19 protein-coding genes are annotated in these 18,411 nt (G+C 70.8%); 7 read left to right on the top strand and 12 right to left on the bottom strand.

Annotation, left to right across the window (positions count from 1 at the left end):
* Positions 1-68: 68 nt before the first annotated feature.
* From ACFVUT_RS07255 to ACFVUT_RS07285, 7 genes are all read right to left on the bottom strand, one after another.
* Positions 69-1,754, bottom strand: coding sequence for a dipeptide ABC transporter ATP-binding protein (locus ACFVUT_RS07255; RefSeq protein WP_389643996.1), 1,686 nt, complete (start codon positions 1,752-1,754; stop codon positions 69-71).
* A complete protein-coding gene (locus tag ACFVUT_RS07260; RefSeq protein WP_389643993.1) occupies positions 1,751-2,740 on the bottom strand; it encodes an ABC transporter permease in 990 nt (329 codons plus the stop codon). The genes ACFVUT_RS07255 and ACFVUT_RS07260 overlap by 4 nt, the downstream gene beginning before the upstream one ends.
* Complete coding sequence (locus tag ACFVUT_RS07265) at positions 2,737-3,720, bottom strand: ABC transporter permease (protein ID WP_389643991.1); 984 nt, start codon at positions 3,718-3,720, stop codon at positions 2,737-2,739. Before ACFVUT_RS07265 ends, ACFVUT_RS07260 begins: the two co-directional genes overlap by 4 nt.
* A 2-nt stretch (positions 3,721-3,722) precedes the next feature.
* On the bottom strand, positions 3,723-5,447 hold the full coding sequence (locus tag ACFVUT_RS07270; RefSeq protein ID WP_389643988.1) for an ABC transporter substrate-binding protein: 1,725 nt from the start codon (positions 5,445-5,447) through the stop codon (positions 3,723-3,725).
* A 229-nt stretch (positions 5,448-5,676) separates the two neighbouring features.
* Positions 5,677-5,772 (bottom strand): Ms4533A family Cys-rich leader peptide, encoded by a 96-nt coding sequence (locus tag ACFVUT_RS07275; RefSeq protein WP_389643985.1) that lies wholly within the window; start codon positions 5,770-5,772, stop codon positions 5,677-5,679.
* 168 nt (positions 5,773-5,940) lie between these two features.
* A complete protein-coding gene (locus ACFVUT_RS07280) occupies positions 5,941-7,203 on the bottom strand; it encodes a DUF3152 domain-containing protein (protein WP_389643983.1) in 1,263 nt (420 codons plus the stop codon).
* An 8-nt stretch (positions 7,204-7,211) separates the two neighbouring features.
* Positions 7,212-8,171 (bottom strand): alpha/beta fold hydrolase, encoded by a 960-nt coding sequence (locus tag ACFVUT_RS07285; protein WP_389643980.1) that lies wholly within the window; start codon positions 8,169-8,171, stop codon positions 7,212-7,214.
* 109 nt (positions 8,172-8,280) lie between these two features.
* On the opposite strand from ACFVUT_RS07285, the gene ACFVUT_RS07290 reads away from it, so the two are divergent.
* The 4 genes from ACFVUT_RS07290 (at position 8,281) to ACFVUT_RS07305 (ending at position 10,272) form a co-directional block, all read left to right on the top strand.
* Positions 8,281-8,496 (top strand): hypothetical protein, encoded by a 216-nt coding sequence (locus tag ACFVUT_RS07290; protein WP_326767686.1) that lies wholly within the window; start codon positions 8,281-8,283, stop codon positions 8,494-8,496.
* A gap of 168 nt (positions 8,497-8,664) precedes the next feature.
* Complete coding sequence (locus ACFVUT_RS07295; protein ID WP_164639039.1) at positions 8,665-9,306, top strand: TetR/AcrR family transcriptional regulator; 642 nt, start codon at positions 8,665-8,667, stop codon at positions 9,304-9,306.
* Between the two features lie 142 nt (positions 9,307-9,448).
* Positions 9,449-9,676 (top strand): DUF3107 domain-containing protein, encoded by a 228-nt coding sequence (locus tag ACFVUT_RS07300; protein ID WP_389643977.1) that lies wholly within the window; start codon positions 9,449-9,451, stop codon positions 9,674-9,676.
* A 326-nt stretch (positions 9,677-10,002) separates the two neighbouring features.
* Complete coding sequence (locus ACFVUT_RS07305; protein WP_389643974.1) at positions 10,003-10,272, top strand: hypothetical protein; 270 nt, start codon at positions 10,003-10,005, stop codon at positions 10,270-10,272.
* Between the two features lie 81 nt (positions 10,273-10,353).
* On the opposite strand, the gene ACFVUT_RS07310 is transcribed toward ACFVUT_RS07305, so the two are convergent.
* Positions 10,354-11,088, bottom strand: coding sequence for a ferritin-like fold-containing protein (locus ACFVUT_RS07310; RefSeq protein WP_389643972.1), 735 nt, complete (start codon positions 11,086-11,088; stop codon positions 10,354-10,356).
* 484 nt (positions 11,089-11,572) lie between these two features.
* Here ACFVUT_RS07310 and ACFVUT_RS07315 point away from each other — a divergent pair, with 484 nt between their 5' ends.
* Together ACFVUT_RS07315 and ACFVUT_RS07320 are read left to right on the top strand one after the other, a co-directional pair.
* The gene (locus ACFVUT_RS07315; protein ID WP_389644806.1) at positions 11,573-13,423 is read left to right on the top strand and encodes a DEAD/DEAH box helicase; all 1,851 of its coding nucleotides are present in this window, start codon (positions 11,573-11,575) and stop codon (positions 13,421-13,423) included.
* Positions 13,424-13,632: 209 nt separating this feature from the next.
* Positions 13,633-14,475 carry an alpha/beta fold hydrolase gene (locus ACFVUT_RS07320; RefSeq protein WP_389643969.1) on the top strand — a complete coding sequence of 281 codons (843 nt, stop codon included), beginning with the start codon at positions 13,633-13,635 and terminating at the stop codon, positions 14,473-14,475.
* A gap of 23 nt (positions 14,476-14,498) precedes the next feature.
* Here ACFVUT_RS07320 and ACFVUT_RS07325 read toward each other — a convergent pair whose 3' ends face one another.
* On the bottom strand, positions 14,499-15,386 hold the full coding sequence (locus ACFVUT_RS07325) for an NYN domain-containing protein (protein ID WP_389643966.1): 888 nt from the start codon (positions 15,384-15,386) through the stop codon (positions 14,499-14,501).
* 282 nt (positions 15,387-15,668) lie between these two features.
* On the opposite strand from ACFVUT_RS07325, the gene ACFVUT_RS07330 reads away from it, so the two are divergent.
* Positions 15,669-15,821 (top strand): hypothetical protein, encoded by a 153-nt coding sequence (locus ACFVUT_RS07330; protein WP_327177840.1) that lies wholly within the window; start codon positions 15,669-15,671, stop codon positions 15,819-15,821.
* A gap of 76 nt (positions 15,822-15,897) precedes the next feature.
* Here ACFVUT_RS07330 and ACFVUT_RS07335 read toward each other — a convergent pair whose 3' ends face one another.
* From ACFVUT_RS07335 to ACFVUT_RS07345, 3 genes are all read right to left on the bottom strand, one after another.
* Positions 15,898-16,503 carry a MarC family protein gene (locus ACFVUT_RS07335; protein ID WP_389643963.1) on the bottom strand — a complete coding sequence of 202 codons (606 nt, stop codon included), beginning with the start codon at positions 16,501-16,503 and terminating at the stop codon, positions 15,898-15,900.
* A 177-nt stretch (positions 16,504-16,680) separates the two neighbouring features.
* Entirely contained in the window at positions 16,681-17,547 is an 867-nt protein-coding gene (locus tag ACFVUT_RS07340) for a PHP domain-containing protein (protein WP_389643960.1), read from the bottom strand.
* 119 nt (positions 17,548-17,666) lie between these two features.
* The gene (locus tag ACFVUT_RS07345; RefSeq protein WP_389643958.1) at positions 17,667-18,305 is read right to left on the bottom strand and encodes a DUF6758 family protein; all 639 of its coding nucleotides are present in this window, start codon (positions 18,303-18,305) and stop codon (positions 17,667-17,669) included.
* Positions 18,306-18,411: the final 106 nt, after the last annotated feature.

Consider the following 18,411-nt stretch of genomic DNA (forward strand, 5'->3'; position numbering starts at 1 on the left):
TGAACCGTCGTAACTTTCCCACCCCGATAGCGTTCTGTCGCGCTATGAGGGCGCCCGGTCACGCAGGGTCAGGTAGCGGCCAGCTCCTTGCGGGCTGCGCGGCGCACCGCCGCGAGCGCCGGATCGAGCGCGGGCACGGCCGCGAGGAGCTGCTTGGTGTACGGATCCCGCGGGTCCGAGTACACCTGGTCCACTCGGCCCTCCTCGACCACCCGGCCCCGGCGCATGACGGCGACCCGGTCGCTGACCTGCCGGACGACGGCGAGGTCGTGCGCGATGAAGACGAGGGCCAGGCCCAGCTCCCGCTGCAACTGCGCCAGCAGGGCGGTCACTTGGGCCTGGGTCGTCACGTCGAGCGCGGACACGGCCTCGTCGCAGACGATCAGTTCCGGCTCGGCGGCCAGCGCCCGTGCGATCCCGACGCGCTGACGCTGGCCGCCGCTGAACTCGTGCGGGTAGCGGTCGTACTGCTCGGGGTCGAGCCCGACCCGCTTCAGCAGATCCCGTACCCGCGCCCGGATCACGGCCTCGTCCCGCTCCCCGGAGGCCCGCAGCGGGTCGGCGACCGATTCGCCGATCGAGCGGCGCGGATTGAGGGAGGAGACGGGGTCCTGGAAGACCATCTGCACCCGGGCCCGGCGGCTGATCCGCCCCGAGGTGGGCTCCAGCAGTCCGACGAGCATCCGTCCGAGGGTGGTCTTGCCACTGCCGCTCTCGCCGACGATGCCGAGGGTCTCACCGCGCCGGACGGCGAGCGAGACACCGTCGACGGCCGTCAGGGCGGACTTGCCCCTGCCGAACACCTGCCGGACATCGACGGCCTCGACGAGCGGCTCACCGACCACGAGCGGTTCACCGACCACCAGCGCCCCGCCCGCGCCGGATGCCCGGCCCGAGCCCGCCGCCTTCACGCCCGCGGCCGGTTTCACGCCCTCGGCCTTCACATCCCCGCCCGGATGCACGTCAACTGCCTCCCGGCGGGCCGAGATGCGGGGTACCGCGGTCAGCAGTGCACGCGTGTACGGTTCGCGCGGCGCCACCAGCACCTCGCCCACCGGCCCCCGTTCCACCGCTCGCCCCGACTGCATGACCAGCACCTCGTCGACCGACTCGGCCGCCACGCCCACGTCGTGCGTGACCAGCAGCAGCCCCATGCCCGTCTCGTGCCGCAGGTGGTGCAGCAGATCCAGGATCTGGGCCTGGACGGTGACGTCCAGGGCCGTCGTCGGCTCGTCCGCGATCAGCAGCTGGGGCTCGCAGGCCAGAGCCATCGCGATCAGTGCCCGCTGCCGCATCCCGCCGGAGAACTCGTGCGGCCGGAACCGGGAACGCCGTGCCGCGTCGGGGATCCCGACCCGGTCCAGCACCTCGACGGCCCGGGCCCGTGCCGCCCGCCGGGAGGCACGGTTGTGGACCCGGTACACCTGGGCGATCTGGTCGCCCACCGCGTAGTACGGATCCAGTGAGGACAGCGGGTCCTGGAAGACCATCGCGGCCTTCGCGCCCCGCAGGGCCCGCAGCTCCGCGTCGTCCGCCGCGTTCACGTCCACCCCGGCGACCCGGATCGAGCCGCCGACCCTGGCGCCGGTCCCCCGGTGCAGTCCGAGCAGGGCGTACGCCGACGCGCTCTTGCCGGAGCCGGATTCGCCGACGACACCGAGCGCGCCGCCCGCCTCCAGCGAGAACGACAGCTTCTCCACCGCTCGCACGTCGCCGAACGCGATCGAGAGATCCGTGACTTCGACCAGGCTCATGCCAGCACCACCCGTCGGTCGGCCATCGCCTGCAGAACGTCCGCGACGGCATTGGCAAGGACGACGAAGAACCCGGTGACGAGCACCAGACCGACGACCACCGGAAGGTCCACATGCTTCACGGCGTCGACGAGTTCGCGTCCGACCCCCGGAATCCCGAAGAGGGATTCGGTGAGTACGGCGCCGCCGAACATCGAGCCGATGTCCAGTGCGCCGAGCGCGATCACCGGCGCCAGCGCACCCCGCAGCGCGTGCCGCCCGACGAGCGCCCGCTCGCTGACCCCGTACGCCCTGAAGGTGCGCACATGGTCCTCGGCCAGGGTCTCCAGCATCGACGCCCGGGTCATCCGGGCGTACGGGGCCGCGGACACGAGCGCCAGCGAGATCCAGGGCAGGAGGAGGTTCCAGGCCCACTGTTCCGGGTTCTCGGTCAGGGGCACATAGTCCGGGAACGGCAGGATCTGGAGCGCCGTGACCAGGACGATGATCAGCAGCAGGCCGATGACGAAGACCGGGGTGGCCATGCCGGCCAGGGTGATCGCGGTGAGGACGCGTTCGGTCAGCCGGCCGCGCCGCCACACCGAGAGCAGCCCGGTGCCGACACCCAGCAGCATCCACAGCACGAACGCGCCCACGGCGAGTGAGGCGGTGGCCGGGAGCTTGGCCAGGATCAGCTCGGTGACCTGCTGGTCGCTCTGGTACGAGAGCCCGAGGCACGGGGCCTGGCAGTGCAGCACCCCGGTTCCGGTGGAGTAGTCGCGGCCGACGAAGAGGGCCTGGAGGAAGTGCGCGTACTGCGTGTACAGCGGGTCGCCGAGGTGCAGCTGTTCGCTGACCTGTGCCACCTGTGCGGGTGAGCAGCGCGGGCCGCAGGCGATCTGCGCGACGTTGCCGGGGGCGACGTAGAAGGCCGCGTAGACGACGACGCTGAGCGCGAGCAGCACGAAGAGCGCTCCGCCGAGGCGTCTGAGGAGGAACCATCTCATGCGTCGGCCTCCTTCTTCCGGCCGGTGCCGATCCTCAGCCGGGACGCGGCACGGGGGTCGAGTGCGGTGCGTACGCCCTCGCCGAGGACGGTCAGCGCCAGCACGGTGACGAAGAGCAGCAGGGCGGGGATCAGCAGATATGTGGGCGCCGCCTGGTACCAGGTGTCGGCGTCGCTGAGCATCTGCCCCCAGGACGGGGTGGGCGGCTTGATGCCGACACCGAGGAAGGACAGCGCCGCCTCGACGACGATGTCGGCCGGGAAGAGCAGCACGGCATAGGTGATGACCGGCGCGGCGAGCGCGGGCAGCAGTTCGCGCCTGGCGATCTGCCAGGAGTTCCATCCGCTGAGCCGTGCGGCGGCGACGTGGTCGAGCGATTTCAGGGCGAGCGTCTGGGCGCGCACGATCTTCGAGATGCCGGACCAGCCGACCAGACCGATGATCAGGGCGATCAGGACGGGGCGCGGGAAGCTCGTGGGGACGACGGCGAGCGCGCCGAGCGCGATCACCATCACGGGCAGCGCGACCACGACGTCGGTGATCCGGCTGAGCGCCTGGTCGACGAAGCGGTTGCCGAGCCCGGCCGCGAGGCCGACGCAGAGCCCGATGATCACCTGGAGCAGGGTGGCGGCGAGCGCGACGCCGAGCGAGACGCGTGCCCCGTAGACGACGCGTGCGAACAGGTCGCGCCCGGTGAGCGGTTCGACGCCGAGCCAGTGCTCGGCGCTGATCCCGCCGAAGGAGCCGAGCGGCACCCCGCCCGTGGCGGAGTCGACGAGATCCGGGTGGTAGGTGGTGGGGTCCTGGCCCTCGATGCCCGCGAGCAGCGGTGCGGCGAGGGCGACGAGGACCAGCAGGGCGACGACGGCAGCCGCCACGAGGGCCGCGCGCCGGGTGCGCAGACGCCGCCAGAACGGATGGGCGCCGGAGGCGGGGGCCGTGACGGCCCCCGCCTTCTCGGCCGGCAGAGCTTCGGCCATGGTTACTTGACCGCGACCTGCGAGATGTCGAGCACGCCGGTCCAGTCGCTGATCACGACGTTCTTGATGGACTCGCCGTACAGGCGCTTGTAGACCGGGTGGAACAGCGGCACGGTCAGCGCCTGCTCACCGACCTTCTTGTCGAGCGCGCCCCAGCGTTCGGCGGCGGCGCTCAGGTCGGTCAGCTTGTTGATCTCGTCGATCTCCTTGTTGACCGCGGGGTCGTTCAGCTGGGCGGAGTTGAAGTTGTAGCCGGCCTTGACGATCTGGCGGCCGTCGAAGATCGGCGCGAAGAACGGGCCGCCGGACGGCCAGTCGGCACCCCAGCCGCCGAGGAAGAAGCCGGGCTCGCTCTTCACGTTGTAGACCGTGTCGGAGTAGTCGTTGCTCTCCAGACCCTGGAGCTTGACCGTGATCCCGGCCTTCTTCAGTGCCTCCTGGATCGCGGTGGCGATCTCCGGGCTTGTGGCGAAGTCCTTGTCGTTGGAGTGCGTGAGGGTGACGGTCAGCCCGTCGGGGTAGCCGGCCTCCTTCAGCAGTTCCTTGGCCTTGGCCGCGTTGCCGGACTTCCCGGCCGGGAAGTGGTCGTACGGGGTGTAGCCGAACGCCTTCTGGTCGGGCAGGAAGGTGGTGGCGGGCTCGGCGAGCGAGGAGCCGCCGGCCGCGTTGACCACGGAGGAGCGGTCGACGGCGTACGAGATCGCCTGGCGCACCTTCGGGTTGTCGAACGGCTTCACCTTCGGGTTGAAGGCGATGTAGTTGGTGAAACCGAAGTGGCCCGTGCCGACCCGGGCGGCGAGCTTCTTGTCGCCGGTGACCTTGGCGAGTTCGGCCGGGCCCAGGTTGGTGTCGGTGGTGACGGCGGCGGCGTCGGCGCCCTGCGACGCGGACAGGCGCTGGTTGATGACGGCGGAGTCGAGCCCGGAGCGCACGTCGATCCGGTCGGGGTAGGCCTTGCGCTCGTCGTCGGTCGCGGCCGACCAGTACGGGTTGCGTTCCAGGATCAGGCGCTCGCCGTCACCCTCGTTCTTGACGACCTTGTACGGCCCCGAGGAGAGCGGGTGCTCCTCGTACTTGGTGCCTGTGTCCTTGGCCTTCGGCACCGGGGTCGTCTGGGTCTGCGTGGCCAGGAAGGGGAATTCACCCTCCGGCTTGTTGAGGTGGAAGACGATCGTCTTCGCATCGGGCGTCTCGATCGAGTCGAGGCCCTTCTTGTCCTTGTACGGGCCCTGGTAGTCGGCCCCGCCGATCAGCCAGTCGCGCAGGTAGGGCGCGCCGCCGGAGAGCTCGGCGGCGAAGGAGCGCTCGATGCCGTACTTGATGTCGGCACTCGTGATCGCGGTGCCGTCCTCGTACTTCAGACCGTCCTTGAGGGTGTAGGTCCACACGGTGGCGTTCTTGCTGGGCGTGCCCACGTCGGTCGCCAGGTCGGGGACGACCTTCGCGCCCGCCTCGCCGTCCTCCCGGTTGCGGGTGGTGAGCGTGCGGAAGACGAGGGAGGGGACGTTGCCGCCGCCGGAGGTGTAGAGGCGCGCGGGGTCGAAGTCGTCCTGCGGCTTGCTGTTGAGGACGGTGAGCGTGCCGCCCTTCTTGGGCGTGCCCGCCGCGCCGGAGCCGCCCTCGGTGTCCTTGCTGTCCTGGGGCCCGCAGGCCGCGGCGCCGGCGGCCACGACGAGTACTGCTGCGGCCGCTGTCACGCGGCGCGATATGACGGACGGTTGACGCATCGGAAGGTGACCTCTCGGAGTACTGCCTGAAGAAAGGGGCGGAAACGGATGTCCGCGCAGGCGGCAACGAGAGCGCGTGCACACAGCCGGTCGACACGTGGAAGAAGGGACCGGAACACACGACAGTGCCGCACCTGCGGACGGAATACGCCCGGGCGCGGCAGCCAGGAGTGGCCGTCCGGACCGGTTCAGGGTTCGGACGGGGAGCCGACGCGCGCTCGGGCGGGCGTCAGCAACAGTGGATGTCGGCGACGCTGTGCCGGGTCACGCCGATCAGCGCCAGCTCTATGGCGGCGCGTTCAGCGGTGACGGGGCTGCGTGACATGTCGAGAAATATGAATCAGCGCCCAGGGGATGTCAACGCGGGACGAGACGGCAATCCCAGTATGTGGACGACATGGGTGCGTGGACGCACGGTCCGGCAGATGACGGCGGGCGACCGGCCCGGGCGGGAGGACGGCCGGGCATACGCCCCGGCTCGCCCCATTTTGACTCAACTGCTCGGATACACCCAAGCGTTGGGCCGGCACTTGATCCCGTCGATGTCCAGGGACTTGGTCTGCTGCTGCATCACCGGAGCGAGGGCTCCCGGCGTGCGACACGTCACATGGTTGTGGCCCAGCCGGTGGCCGACCTCATGGTTGATCAGCATCTGCCGATAGGCGAAGAGCCGGTCCGGACCGAACGTCGACGACCCCTGTGCCCAGCGGTAGGCGTTGATCATCACGCGTTCGGTCGACGCGGAGTCGCACGAGACGTTGTCCACGGTCGTGTCCAGGCCCGATTTTTGGCACCAGTCCCCGGTGGTCCCGGGGCTGGCCAGGGTGATCACGAAATCGGGGTCACCGGTGGAGATCCGCTCGAACGTCATGGCGCCGTCGTGTGCCCAGCTGCGGTCGTCGTTGAGCGTCTCCTGGACCGCCCGGGCGAAGAGCGCGGCATCGAGGCCGAGCCCCTCCTCGACATCGATCCGGTACCGGTACGTGTGGCCCTTGCCCGGAGCCTTCGCCGTTCCCGCGACCGCCTCGAACTTCCCCGAGCCGTGGAGTTCCGGGGACAGCGGATAGGCCTTGGCCATCTTCTGCGCGTACGAGAGGGGCTTGACCCGTGTCGTCTCCGGGGTCGGCCGGTCGTCCGAGCGGGAGGCGCCGTCGGTGTCCTCCCGGTCGACGCCTGCGGACTGTGCGGCGCCGCTCGCGGCGCCGTCGTGGGCGACCTGCCCGGCCACGACCACCGCGAGCACGGTGGTCACCGCCGCGGCCGCGATACCGGTGAAGGTGCGGCCCTTGGCGCCCTTGCCGTCCCTGGCGGGCGCCGGGGCTCCGGTGTCGTCCGGCGGCTGCTCGTCCCACGCGCCGACCGAGCTGTACGGATCGGCCGGCCGGGCCGGCGGAACGGAGGGCTCGCGAGGCGCGGGGGGTGCGGGAGGCGTGTCGAACGCCTCGACGAACTCGCGCCGCGGCCCGGGAACCAGTGGCCGGGTACCGGTCCGCTGCGGGCGCACGGCGACCGCCCGCTGACGTGCGGTCCCCCAGCCGCCGCCGGGTTCCCGCTGTTCGGGGTGGCCGCCGCGGACTTCACCGGTCTGCCCGGACGGACTGTGCCCGTCCGCACCGGCCGGAGCACCGGCCGGTCTCCGGCGCCGCCCGTTGCCGGGCCCGGACTCCATGCCCTGGCCTTCGCCACCCACGTTCGCGGACGCGGCCCCGGTGTCGGACCCCTTGGGTGCGGGGCCCTTTCGACTATGTCGTCCCACTCCCCGGATCAGCTCCCGCCGCGTTCGTCGAGCAGTTCCCGGAACGCCTGGGCGACCGCCTCCGGGTACTCCATCATCGCCACGTGCCCCGCGTCGGGCAGGGTCAGCAGCCGCGCGTCGCGGAAGGCCGCGGACGCCTTGCGTGCCATCCGGTAGGAGACCAGATGATCCCGTCCGCCGTACACGAGCTGGGTCGGCGCGAGCACCCGCTCGGCCTGACGCCACAGCCCGTGCTGCCCGCCCAGCGTGTACGCGTCGACGATGCCGCGCGCCGACCGCGCCATCGCGTCCCAGAAGTACGGCAGTCGCAGCCGGCGCTCCATTTCGGCGACCGCTTCACGGAAGCCGGCTTCGGAGACGCGCGCCGGATCGCCGTAACAGAGTGCCATGACACCGCGCGTGCGTTCCTCCGCGGTCCACTCCCTGGTCATCCGCGCGAACAGCGTCGCGACGCCCGGAACGGCGAGCAGCCCGGTCGGCACGGCGGGCCACTGCACCCGGATCTCGGGAAGCGCGGGCGAGACGAGGGTGAGGGTGCGCACCAGGTCGGGACGGACCGCGGCGACCCGGGTGGACACGGCGCCACCGAGCGAATTGCCGAACAGGTGGACGGGGCCGCGTTCCTGGGCGTCGAGGAGCCGGATCACGGCACGGGCATGCCCCGTGACCGAGTAGTTGCCGTCGTCCGGCGGCGGCGAGTCACCGAAGCCGGGCAGGTCGACCGCCTCGCCGTCCACCAGGTCCTGGAGCAGCGGCATCAGCGCCGACCAGTTCTGCGACGAGCCGCCGAGCCCGTGCACATAGAGCGCGGGCGGCAGTCCGGCCCGCTCCGGCGGCCTGGACCGGACGGCCAGCGTCAGTCCGGGCAGCGCGACGGAGCGCAGCTTCTCCCCTTCCGCGACCCTGACGGCGCTCACCGTGGGGGCCGGCACGGCGGCGTTGACTCCCGGCAGCTCGGTCGAAGACATGCGGCAATGTTACGAGACGATCACACCACGGTTCATGTGTTCGCGGTCACAGACCGCGTAGCGGCTTGCGGGGGTAGCTCCTAGGCTCGAAGCGAGGAAGGGAGTCACCATGACGGTCGACCCCAGCGACCCGGAGACCTTCGAGGACATCCAGCCGGACGAACCGGACCAGGAGACACCGCGGGCGGACGCCGCCGAACAGCGGGCCGATCTCCAGCAGCGGCGGGACGAACCGCTGACGGACATCGACCGGGACAGCGCCAACGAGGCGGACGCGGCGGAGCAGGCCCGTGTGGTCACCCAGGATGAGGATGATTACCGCTGATACGCCCGGCTTTGCCCCATCGGTCGGCGAATCTGCGGCTACCGCAGCCGTCCGGTCCGTGAAATTCTGCGTCCGCGCCGCGCACACCCGGGTTACCCAAAAGTACGATGGCTGTGTGGCGCAGCGTGCACAGAGAGGCTGTGTCCGATCACATATTTGGGAGGCGGCGTGACAGCCATCGAGCAGACCGAGGCGGCGCGCCCGCGAGGCACTCGACTGCCTCGCCGCGCCCGACGCAACCAGCTGCTGGGCGCCGCGCAGGAAGTATTCGTGGCGCAGGGATACCACTCCGCCGCGATGGACGACATCGCCGAGCGGGCCGGAGTCAGCAAGCCGGTGCTCTACCAGCACTTCCCGGGCAAGCTGGAGCTCTATCTGGCCCTGCTCGACCAGCACTGCGAGTCGCTGCTCCAGGCGGTCCGCACGGCCCTGGCGTCGACGACCGACAACAAGCTGCGGGTCGCCGCGACGATGGACGCGTACTTCGCGTACGTCGAGGACGAGGGCGGCGCCTTCCGGCTGGTCTTCGAGTCGGACCTGACCAACGAGCCCGCGGTGCGCGAGCGGGTCGACCGGGTCTCGCTCCAGTGCGCGGAGGCCATCTCCGACGTCATCGCCGGTGACACGGGACTGTCCAAGGACGAATCGATGCTGCTGGCGGTCGGGCTGGGCGGTGTCTCCCAGGTGGTCGCCCGTTACTGGCTCTCCAGCCAGTCGTCCATTCCGCGGGACACGGCGGTGCAGCTGCTGACGTCACTGGCCTGGCGGGGCATCGCGGGCTTCCCGCTGCACGGCATCGATCAGCACTGATCCGAGCGGCCGGAGGCGGTCTGTGCCCGTGTTCGCTGCGGGCGTGGCCCGCCGACCGCTGGCGGTTCCCCTCAGCGGGCTAATGTGTGCTGCGTACGGCGCGGTTCACCGCGCAGGGACTGACCGTCGGAGGGACATAGCCGTGGAGGTCAAGATCGGGGTGCAGCACACTCCCCGGGAGATCGTTCTGGAGAGCGGACTTTCCGCCGCAGAGGTCGAGAGCAGCGTCGCCGACGCTCTCAGCGGTAAGGCGCAGCTGCTCAGCCTCACGGACGAGAAGGGCCGCAAGGTCCTGGTGCCGGCCGACCGGATCGCGTACGTGGAGATCGGCGAGCCCAGCACGCGCCGCGTGGGGTTCGGCGCGCTCTAGGTGTATTGATCACGAGCGTTGTTGACGCAGGGGTCTTGATCAATACACCTAGTGCCGCGGCAGGAAAGGTCTGCGCGAGCCGGTGAACCTTTCCGGTCGCGGTACCGGGCGGCACGCTCGACGCGTTGACCGTGGCAGCGGCCCGGTGGGGGATTCCCCACCGGGCCGCTGCCCGTTCCCGTTCCGGCCCGGTTTCCGGTTCCGCCTGTGCGGCGGCCGGGCGATTCCTGTGCGTACTCCATGCGAGGAGGGTTGCGTTCCGCACCCCTCGGGTAGTACCGCTAACGACCGCTTTACCCGCCCCGCAACTCGCGAGGTGATCACCTGTGATCCTGGAACCCCTCGGCTCCGTCGTGCTCGGACTCGCGCTGGCCTGGACGGCGCTCCGCTCGCTCCCGCACCGGCTCCCGTCCCGGTCGACCGTCTTCGCCACCGGCGCTCTGGGCGCCCTGTTCGGCGCGTTCCTGATGCGCTCGGTGCTGGGCCCGGGCCACGTCGTGGCCACGCTGGTCGGTGCGGCGCTGGTCGGGGCCGTGACGCTTTCCCTGCTGGTCCGCCCCAGTAGCCGTCGGCTGCGTCGATCAGCGGCGGCCTGAGGCCGGCCGTCCGGCACCCCGGGCAGCGACCAGCCCGTCCGGCACCCCTGGGAGGGTGGCCGGACGGTCCCGGTGAACCGACTACGCGGCCAGCCCCAGTGCGGCCATCCGCTTGGTGTGCGCCTCGGTGATCCGCGAGAACATCCGTCCGACCTCCGCCAGGTCGAACCCGTCGGCCACGCCGCCCACCAGCATCGTCGACAGCGCGTCGCGGTCCGCCACCACCCGCTGTGCCTGCGAGAGCGCCTCGCCCATCAGCCGGCGTGCCCACAGCGCGAGCCGCCCGCCGACGCGCGGGTCGGCCTCGATCGCGCCGCGCACCTTCTCGACGGCGAAGTTGCCGTGTCCCGTGTCGTCGAGCACGGCGAGGACGAGGGAGCGGGTGTCCGAGTCGAGCCGGGCGGCGACCTCGCGGTAGAAGTCACTGGCGATCGAATCGCCGACGTACGCCTTGACCAGGCCCTCCAGCCAGTCCGACGGCGCTGTCTGGCGGTGGAAGTCGTCGAGCGCCTTGGCGAACGGCTCCATCGCGCCCGTCGGCTCCACCTCGATCGCGGTCAGCCGGTCCGTCAGCCGCTCGAAGTGATGGAATTCGGCGGAGGCCATCTTTGCCAGCTCCGCCTTGTCGGCCAGGGTCGGCGCGAGTTTGGCGTCGTCGGCGAGCCGCTCGAAGGCTGCCAGCTCCCCGTACGCAAGTGCTCCCAGCAGGTCCACGACCGCGGCTCGGTACTGCGGCTCCACGGATGCGGTGGCCCAGTCCTGGGCGGCGATACCGGTGAGCACGGGGGTTGCGTTGGCGTTGTCAGGCGTCTCCATGAAGCGCAGAATAGCCCGCCCGGCGGGGGATGGAAGGGCCTGGTCAGCCGGTGCCATCACACCGTTCCGATGAATTCGCCCAACACACATGCGCGATTCCGGGGTACAGTGGTATTGCGCCTACTGAGTATTTTGGATGTACCTGTGGCGCGAACATTGGTGAAAACGAATGAGGATGCTCGGTCGGTGGCCCGATCGGCTCCGACCCGACAGCCCTCCGCGCGGGTCGTACGCCACGTACGACCGCAGATGAGGGGCCCCCTCAGCGGCACGAGCGCTCGAGCGACGGCAGTGGTCCCGCGCCACCCGGCCCATCCGCGGCCGGATGACCAACCCGGCACGGTACGACCCCCAGCGTTCGCCTCGGACCGCGTCTCACAGAAGAGGCAGCACCCTGACTACGTTCCGAGAACTCGGGATTCTTCCCGAGACGGCCGAGGCCCTTGAGGCAGTCGGCATCGTGTCCCCGTTCCCCATCCAGGAGATGACGCTCCCCGTCGCGCTCTCCGGTTCCGATGTCATCGGCCAGGCCAAGACCGGCACTGGCAAGACCCTCGGTTTCGGTCTGCCGCTGCTGGAACGCGTCACCGTCCCCGCAGACGTCGAGGCGGGCCGGGCCGCGCCCGAGCAGCTGACCGAGGCGCCGCAGGCGCTGGTCGTCGTCCCCACCCGTGAGCTCTGCCAGCAGGTCACCAACGACCTGCAGACCGCCGGCAAGGTGCGCAACGTCCGCGTTCTCGCCATCTACGGCGGCCGTGCGTACGAGCCGCAGGTCGAGGCCCTGAAGAAGGGCGTCGACGTGATCGTCGGCACCCCGGGCCGCCTGCTCGACCTGGCCGGACAGCGCAAGCTCGACCTCTCGCACGTCCGCGCGCTCGTGCTCGACGAGGCCGACGAGATGCTCGACCTGGGCTTCCTGCCCGACGTCGAGAAGATCATCACCATGCTTCCGCCGAAGCGGCAGACGATGCTGTTCTCGGCGACCATGCCGGGCGCCGTCATCGGCCTCGCGCGGCGCTACATGTCGCAGCCGACGCACATCCGCGCCACCTCGACCGACGGCGAGGGCGCGACCGTCGCGAACATCTCGCAGCACGTCTTCCGGGCCCACTCGATGGACAAGCCGGAAATGGTCTCCCGCATCCTGCAGGCCAACGGCCGCGGACTCGCGATGATCTTCTGCCGTACGAAGCGCACGGCCGCCGACATCGCCGAGCAGCTGGAGAAGCGCGGCTTCGCGTCCGGTGCGGTCCACGGCGATCTCGGCCAGGGCGCCCGCGAGCAGGCGCTGCGCGCGTTCCGCAACGGCAAGGTGGACGTCCTGGTCTGCACCGACGTGGCGGCCCGCGGTATCGATGTCGAGGGTGTGACCCACGTCATCAACTACCAGTCGCCGGAGGACGAGAAGACGTACCTCCACCGCATCGGCCGCACCGGCCGCGCCGGCGCCAAGGGCATCGCGATCACGCTGGTCGACTGGGACGACATCCCGCGCTGGCAGCTGATCAACAAGGCGCTCGACCTGAAGTTCAACGACCCCGTCGAGACGTACTCCACGTCGCCGCACCTCTTCGAGGAGCTCGACATCCCGGCCGGCACCAAGGGCGTCCTGCCCCGTGCCGAGCGGACCCGCGCCGGTCTGCGGGCCGAGGAGATCGAGGACCTCGGCGAGACGGGCGGCCGGGGCCGCAAGTCGTCGGCGCCCGCCGTCCGCGAGGAGCGTGCGCCGCGCACACCGCGTCAGCGCCGTCGTACCCGGAGCGGCGAAGCGGTCGCGGAGACCGGCGGCGCCGTGGTCGCGGAGACCGCAGCCACCGCCACGGTTCCGGCCCCGTCCACCGAGGTGGCCGACGACCCGTCGCAGCCGCGCACACCGCGTCGCCGCCGCCGTACCCGCGCCGGTGCCGCGGAGGTCGCGGCCGAGGCGGCGGTGAGTGCGGTGGAAGCGCCCGCGGCCGTCGCGACGAAGGCCGAGGACGAGCCCGCCGCGACCGAGGCCAAGCCGCGCCGCCGCCGCACGCGGGTCGCCGTGAAGCCGGTCGCGGAGGAGGTCGACTTCCAGATCGCCCCCGTCGCCGAGCCGGTGGCCGAGGTGAAGACGGTCACCAAGCCGCGTCGCCGCCCCCGCGTCGTCAAGCCGGCCGAGGACGAGGTCGACTTCCAGATCGCGCCGATCGCCGAGCCCACGCCGGAGACCAAGCCGCGTCGCCGTCGTGCGCCCGCCAAGCCGAAGGCCGAGGCCGTGGTCGCGGCCGAGGCCCCGGCCGCCGAGGGCGAGGCGAAGCCCCGCAGGCGACGGGCGCCCCGCGCGGCTGCCGCCCGGACCGAGGGCTGAGCAACGCGACACCGATCGCCCGGGGCGCTGCCCCGGGCGATCGGTGTCGTTGCTCGCGCTCCCGCGGCCGTGACGGCCCGGAGGGCACCAGGAGTCTTGAATGTGCCGGACGGGCTTGAGGACATCCTCAAGCCCGTCCGGCGTTCGAGGACATCCGTACGAGGACATCGCTTGGCCCGACCGGCGTTCGGCGACATAACCTCGTCCTCATGAGTCGGCCTCCCACCTTCACCCCGCCCCCCAGCGCCCAGGCCCGTCAGCTCCGCACCCCGCGCGGGGATTTCGCCGTGCTGGACGCCTCGCCGCGCACCGCGCCGCGTGGCACCGCCCTCCTGCTGCCCGGCTACACAGGCAGCAAGGAGGACTTCATCGCACTGCTCGAACCGCTCTGCGCCGCCGGGTACCGGGCCGTCGCCGTGGACGGTCGCGGACAGTACGAGACCGAGGGGACGGTCCGTCAGAATGCCTACGATCAGAGCGAGTTGGCTCTGGACGTGCTCGCGCAGACCGCCGTCGTCGGCGACGGGGAAACCCTGCATCTGGTCGGGCACTCGCTCGGCGGGCAGATCGCCCGCGCCGCCGCGCTCGTGGACGCCACGCCGTTCCGTTCGCTGACCCTGATGTCGTCCGGACCGGCCGAGGTCGCCGAGGCTCAGCAGCTCAAGGTGAAGATGCTCGGCGACGCGCTCGCGGCGCTGAGCATGGCCGAGGTGTGGGAGGCCATGCGCGCCCTCGACCCGCCCGAGGACGCGACGACGGACGGCGAGGCACTGCGCCGGCGCTGGCTGCGCCACCAGCCCGCCCAGCTGATCGCCACCGGCCGTCAGCTGGCTTCCGAGCCGGACCGGGTGGCCGAACTGGCCGCCACAGGGCTGCCCGTCCATGTGCTCTCCGGCGAGCGCGACGACACCTGGCCGGTGCCACTGCTCGACGACATGGCCCGACGGCTGGGCGCACACCGCACCCGGATCGCGGGCGCCGAGCACTCCCCCAACACGGACCGTCCGGAGCCGACGGCGGCCGCGCTCGTCTCCTTCTGGAACAGCCTGTAGGCCGCGTGACGGGTCGCGGGGCTTCAGTACTGCGCCTGGAGGTGCTGCCAGAAGCCGTCCCGCAGCGCGCGCCGCAGATGCGCGTGGCCACGCAGCGAATGCTGGAGCAGCCGTTCGGCCTCGACCAGCAGGTCCTGGTCGACCGAGCCCGGCAGATACGGGTGTCCGGGCAGCAGATCGGCCAGCGACTCGCGGCCCCGGGCGACCAGCCAGGCCGCGGCGATCTGCGCACCGACGAAGCGGACGTTCTCGCGCGAGGGGGCGGGCGTGTCGTCCTCGTAGGTGGTGACGGGGCGTCTGGTGACGTAGGGGCGGCAGAAGTCCAGGTCGAAGGTGCGCTGGCTGTCGACCTCCCAGAGCAGTGGTTCGGCCTGGTTGCGCCCCTCCGCCGCCTCGATGCCCCACAGGTGGACCCGCGCCCCGTAACCCTGCGCCGCCTCGACCGCGGACACCAGGTCCTCGTCCCCGCCGACCAGGGCCGCGTCGCTGATGGCGCGGTGCCGGGCGAGCGATTCGAGGTCGGTGCGGATGAGTGAGTCGACGCCCTTCTGCTGGTTGTTGGCATTGAGGTTGCCGAGTCTGACCTTGACGTCGGGGAGTTCGGCGATGGACTGCTGCTCGACGGTATGGATGCGCCGTCGGGCTCCGTCGTACCAGTACACGCGCAGCAGCCTGCTGTCCGCGAAGATCGTGCGGGCCTTGTCGATGAAGGCCTCGATCATCCCCTCCGCGTCGAGGTCGAAGGATCGACGGTCCTCGGTGCCGGTGACGAGCAGTCCGGCCGCCGCGTACACATAGCCCGCGTCCACGAAGATCGCGTGGGTCGACGGGGTCTTCGACACCTCGGCGAGCACGCGCTGGAGCAACTCGTTGGTGCGGTCCAGCCGCTCGCTGATCTCTGCCTCGCTCACTCGGGCCTCGCCGTGGACCTCGTGGCGAGCCTCGCGGCGGACCTCGTGGCGGACCTTTTCGCGTGCCTCGCCGGGGGCCGAGTCGCCGGATCGTGCGCGGTGACCTGCTGATACTTAGACATCCAAAACTTTTCCTTAGCGTAGGGAATGTTTGCAGGAGACAAGCCGTTGTACACCTTGTGGAGCGCGAGACAGCGGTGTTGAGCGCTCTCATCCTTGCGGACGGGTCACCCGTCCTCCCATGTAGTTCTCCAGCAGGAGGATCAGACGAAGGGAAGCCGTATGCGCTTCGAGATCATGCGACTCGACGATGTCGACGGTACCGCCGTGGACAGCACCGTCGTGGACGCCGCCTCCGTCAACCGGATCGTGCAGCAGGCCGCAGCCATGGGTCAGCGCATCTACATCCGCCCGGCCGAATCGCCGGCTTCGTAACGCACACGACGCACAAAGACGAAGCGCCCCCGTACGGAAGGTCCGTACGGGGGCGCTGTGGTGTCCGGGGACACGGTCAGGAGTTCTGGACGACCTGGGTGACGCCGTTGATGATCTGCTGTACGGCGATGGCGGAGAGCATCATTCCGGCGAGCCTGGTGACCAGCACGACACCGCCGTCCTTGATGACCCGGATGATCAGCAGCGAGTAACGCATCGTCAGCCAGAGCACGACGTGCATGGCGATGATCGCCGACCAGACCGAGAGCTGGCTTCCCAGGCTGTCGGCGTGCTGCACCGCGAGGATCACCGACACGATCGCACCGGGCCCGGCGAGCAGCGGCATGCCCAGCGGTACGAGCGCCACATTGACGTCCTTGGTCTGGGTCGGCTCGTCGGTCTTGCCGGTGAGCAGGTCGAGCGCGATCAGCAGCAGGAGCAGTCCGCCCGCGATCATCAGGGCGGGTACGGAGACATGCAGATAGTCGAGGATCTGCTGGCCGAGCACGCCGAAGACGGCAATCACGCCGAAGGCGACGGCCACCGCCTGCAACGCCATCCTGCGCTGCATCCTGGCGGGGCGGCCCGCGGTGAGGGCGAGGAAGATCGGAGTGATCCCGGGGGGATCCATAATCACAAATAGCGTGAGAAAAAGGGATCCGAAGACAGCGACGTCGAACACAGTGAGCCTTGCGAGAAGAGAGCGGAAAACAGCGTGAAGGAGGGGCGCCCCGGAGCCATGACGGCGGTCTGACGCCCCGGGAGCCGGGGAGGAAGGGAGGGGACGCGGAGGTGGGCCGGGCGGCGGTCCGCGTCCGGTGACGAGGGCGCGCACGCCTCGGCGGCGGTGCGTGCGGCGTTACGCGGCGCGGGGTCCGCCGGCGCCCGGCACCGGGAAGGCTCCCGTGGCGCGCCGGGTGATCTCGCCGTAGATCTCGGGGTCGGTGGTGTACGCGCCGAGCGCGACGGTCTTGCGGCTGCCGTGGTAGTCGCTGGAGCCGGTCGTCAGCAGCCCCAGCTCCCGGGCGAGCCCGCGCAGCCTGGCCCTGGTCGGCTCGTCGTGGTCCATGTGGTCGACCTCGATGCCGTCGAGGCCGGCGGCGGCGAGCTTCGCGATCGACGCCTCGGGCACCACCTCACCGCGCTTGACGGCGAGCGGGTGGGCGAAGACGGTGACGCCTCCGGCGTTCTTGACCAGCCGGATCGCGTCGAAGGGGTCGAGTTCGTGCTTCTCGGCGTACGCGCGTCCGCCGTTCGCCAGCCACTCGGGCGTGAAGGCGTCGGAGACGGTCTCGACGACGCCCAGCTCGACGAGCGCGGCGGCGATGTGCGGCCTGCCGACCGATCCGTCGCCGGCGATCCTCGCGACCTGCTCCCACTCGATCGGCACGCCGAGCGCCTGCAGTCTGCCCACCATGGTCCGGGCACGCGGCACCCGGTCGTCCCGCACCAGCTCGCGTTCGCGGGCCAGTTCGGGCTCGTCGGGGTCGAAGAGGTACGCCAGCATGTGCAGGCTCACGCCGTCGATCCGGCAGGAGAGCTCGGCGCCGGGGACGAGGGTGAGCCCTTCCGGAAGGGCGGCGATCGCCTCGGCGTGCCCGCGCACCGTGTCGTGGTCGGTGAGGGCGACGACGTCGAGGCCCGCGGCGGCGGCGTTCCGCACCAGCTCGGCGGGGGTGTCCGTACCGTCCGACGCGGTGGAGTGGGTGTGCAGGTCGATGCGCACGACGCGTACTCCAGTGCTCGGGCCGGACAGGGGGACGTCCACAGGATAACCGGCGTTCGAACAGCGCCCGGCCGGCCCCGGATGTCCTGGCGCAGCCCCTAACACACGGCAGACACGGCCTAACCGAGCAGGCGCGGTGTGAGCGCCCCGCACGGCACGAGGTCCATCTCGCCCCCGGCCTCGCGCAGATCGGCGAGCACCAGCTCGTCGTACATCAGAAGCCCCGACTGTTCGGGCCAGACGATCGCCCAGAGCCAGAGCCCGCGCGCCTCGCCCGCGAAGACCGCCCGGTCCTCCGGGGCGTCCTTGACGTGCCACAGCGGGGTGGGGCGTCCGGCGGCGAGCATCTTGACGTCCGGCGGGCCGTCGACGTCCAGGTAGGGGCCGGGGTCGAGGCCCTCGATGCCGGCGTAGCGCGCTCCGAGTCCGACCCCGAGTTCCTCGGTGACGAGCAGCAGCTCGCCGATACCGCCGACGGGGCCGGGGCCGGAGCAGGCGACGACGGTGGCGCGTCCGCCGCTGGGCTCGTCACCCGCACTCGCCGCACCCGTGAACAGCCACCCCACCGGCAGCGGCCACGGCATCCAGACCGGGACCTGGGCGCGCTGCACCACGACACCGAGCGCCTCGACGCTGGGCGGGACGACCGGTTGCAGCGGCTGCACGCTGCCGTGCACCGCGCACTGCCAGGTGTCGGCGAAGAGACCGGGCGCCCTGACCCGGCCTCCGCACTTCGGGCAACTGGGTTCGCCCCTCATAGCGACCAACGGTCCTCCAGGACCGCCGCCTCGTCAAGGATGATCACCCGTCCGCAGCAGGGCCCCGACCGGCACATTTAGATGTAGCTTGCATTCATTAGATCCT

The organism is Streptomyces sp. NPDC058051 (assembly GCF_042885475.1).
GTDB lineage: Bacteria > Actinomycetota > Actinomycetes > Streptomycetales > Streptomycetaceae > Streptomyces.

Bases quoted from the DNA above. Each gene is read 5' to 3' on its own strand.
- ACFVUT_RS07260 (WP_389643993.1), bottom strand. From the start codon at position 2,740: ATGAGATGGTTCCTCCTCAGACGCCTCGGCGGAGCGCTCTTCGTGCTG.
- ACFVUT_RS07275 (WP_389643985.1), bottom strand. From the start codon at position 5,772: ATGTCACGCAGCCCCGTCACCGCTGAACGCGCCGCCATAGAGCTGGCG.
- ACFVUT_RS07320 (WP_389643969.1), top strand. From the start codon at position 13,633: ATGAGTCGGCCTCCCACCTTCACCCCGCCCCCCAGCGCCCAGGCCCGT.
- ACFVUT_RS07310 (WP_389643972.1), bottom strand. From the start codon at position 11,088: ATGGAGACGCCTGACAACGCCAACGCAACCCCCGTGCTCACCGGTATC.
- ACFVUT_RS07330 (WP_327177840.1), top strand. From the start codon at position 15,669: ATGCGCTTCGAGATCATGCGACTCGACGATGTCGACGGTACCGCCGTG.
- ACFVUT_RS07290 (WP_326767686.1), top strand. From the start codon at position 8,281: ATGACGGTCGACCCCAGCGACCCGGAGACCTTCGAGGACATCCAGCCG.
- ACFVUT_RS07265 (WP_389643991.1), bottom strand. From the start codon at position 3,720: ATGGCCGAAGCTCTGCCGGCCGAGAAGGCGGGGGCCGTCACGGCCCCC.
- ACFVUT_RS07315 (WP_389644806.1), top strand. From the start codon at position 11,573: ATGACGCTCCCCGTCGCGCTCTCCGGTTCCGATGTCATCGGCCAGGCC.
- ACFVUT_RS07255 (WP_389643996.1), bottom strand. From the start codon at position 1,754: ATGAGCCTGGTCGAAGTCACGGATCTCTCGATCGCGTTCGGCGACGTG.
- ACFVUT_RS07285 (WP_389643980.1), bottom strand. From the start codon at position 8,171: ATGTCTTCGACCGAGCTGCCGGGAGTCAACGCCGCCGTGCCGGCCCCC.
- ACFVUT_RS07270 (WP_389643988.1), bottom strand. From the start codon at position 5,447: ATGCGTCAACCGTCCGTCATATCGCGCCGCGTGACAGCGGCCGCAGCA.
- ACFVUT_RS07345 (WP_389643958.1), bottom strand. From the start codon at position 18,305: ATGAGGGGCGAACCCAGTTGCCCGAAGTGCGGAGGCCGGGTCAGGGCG.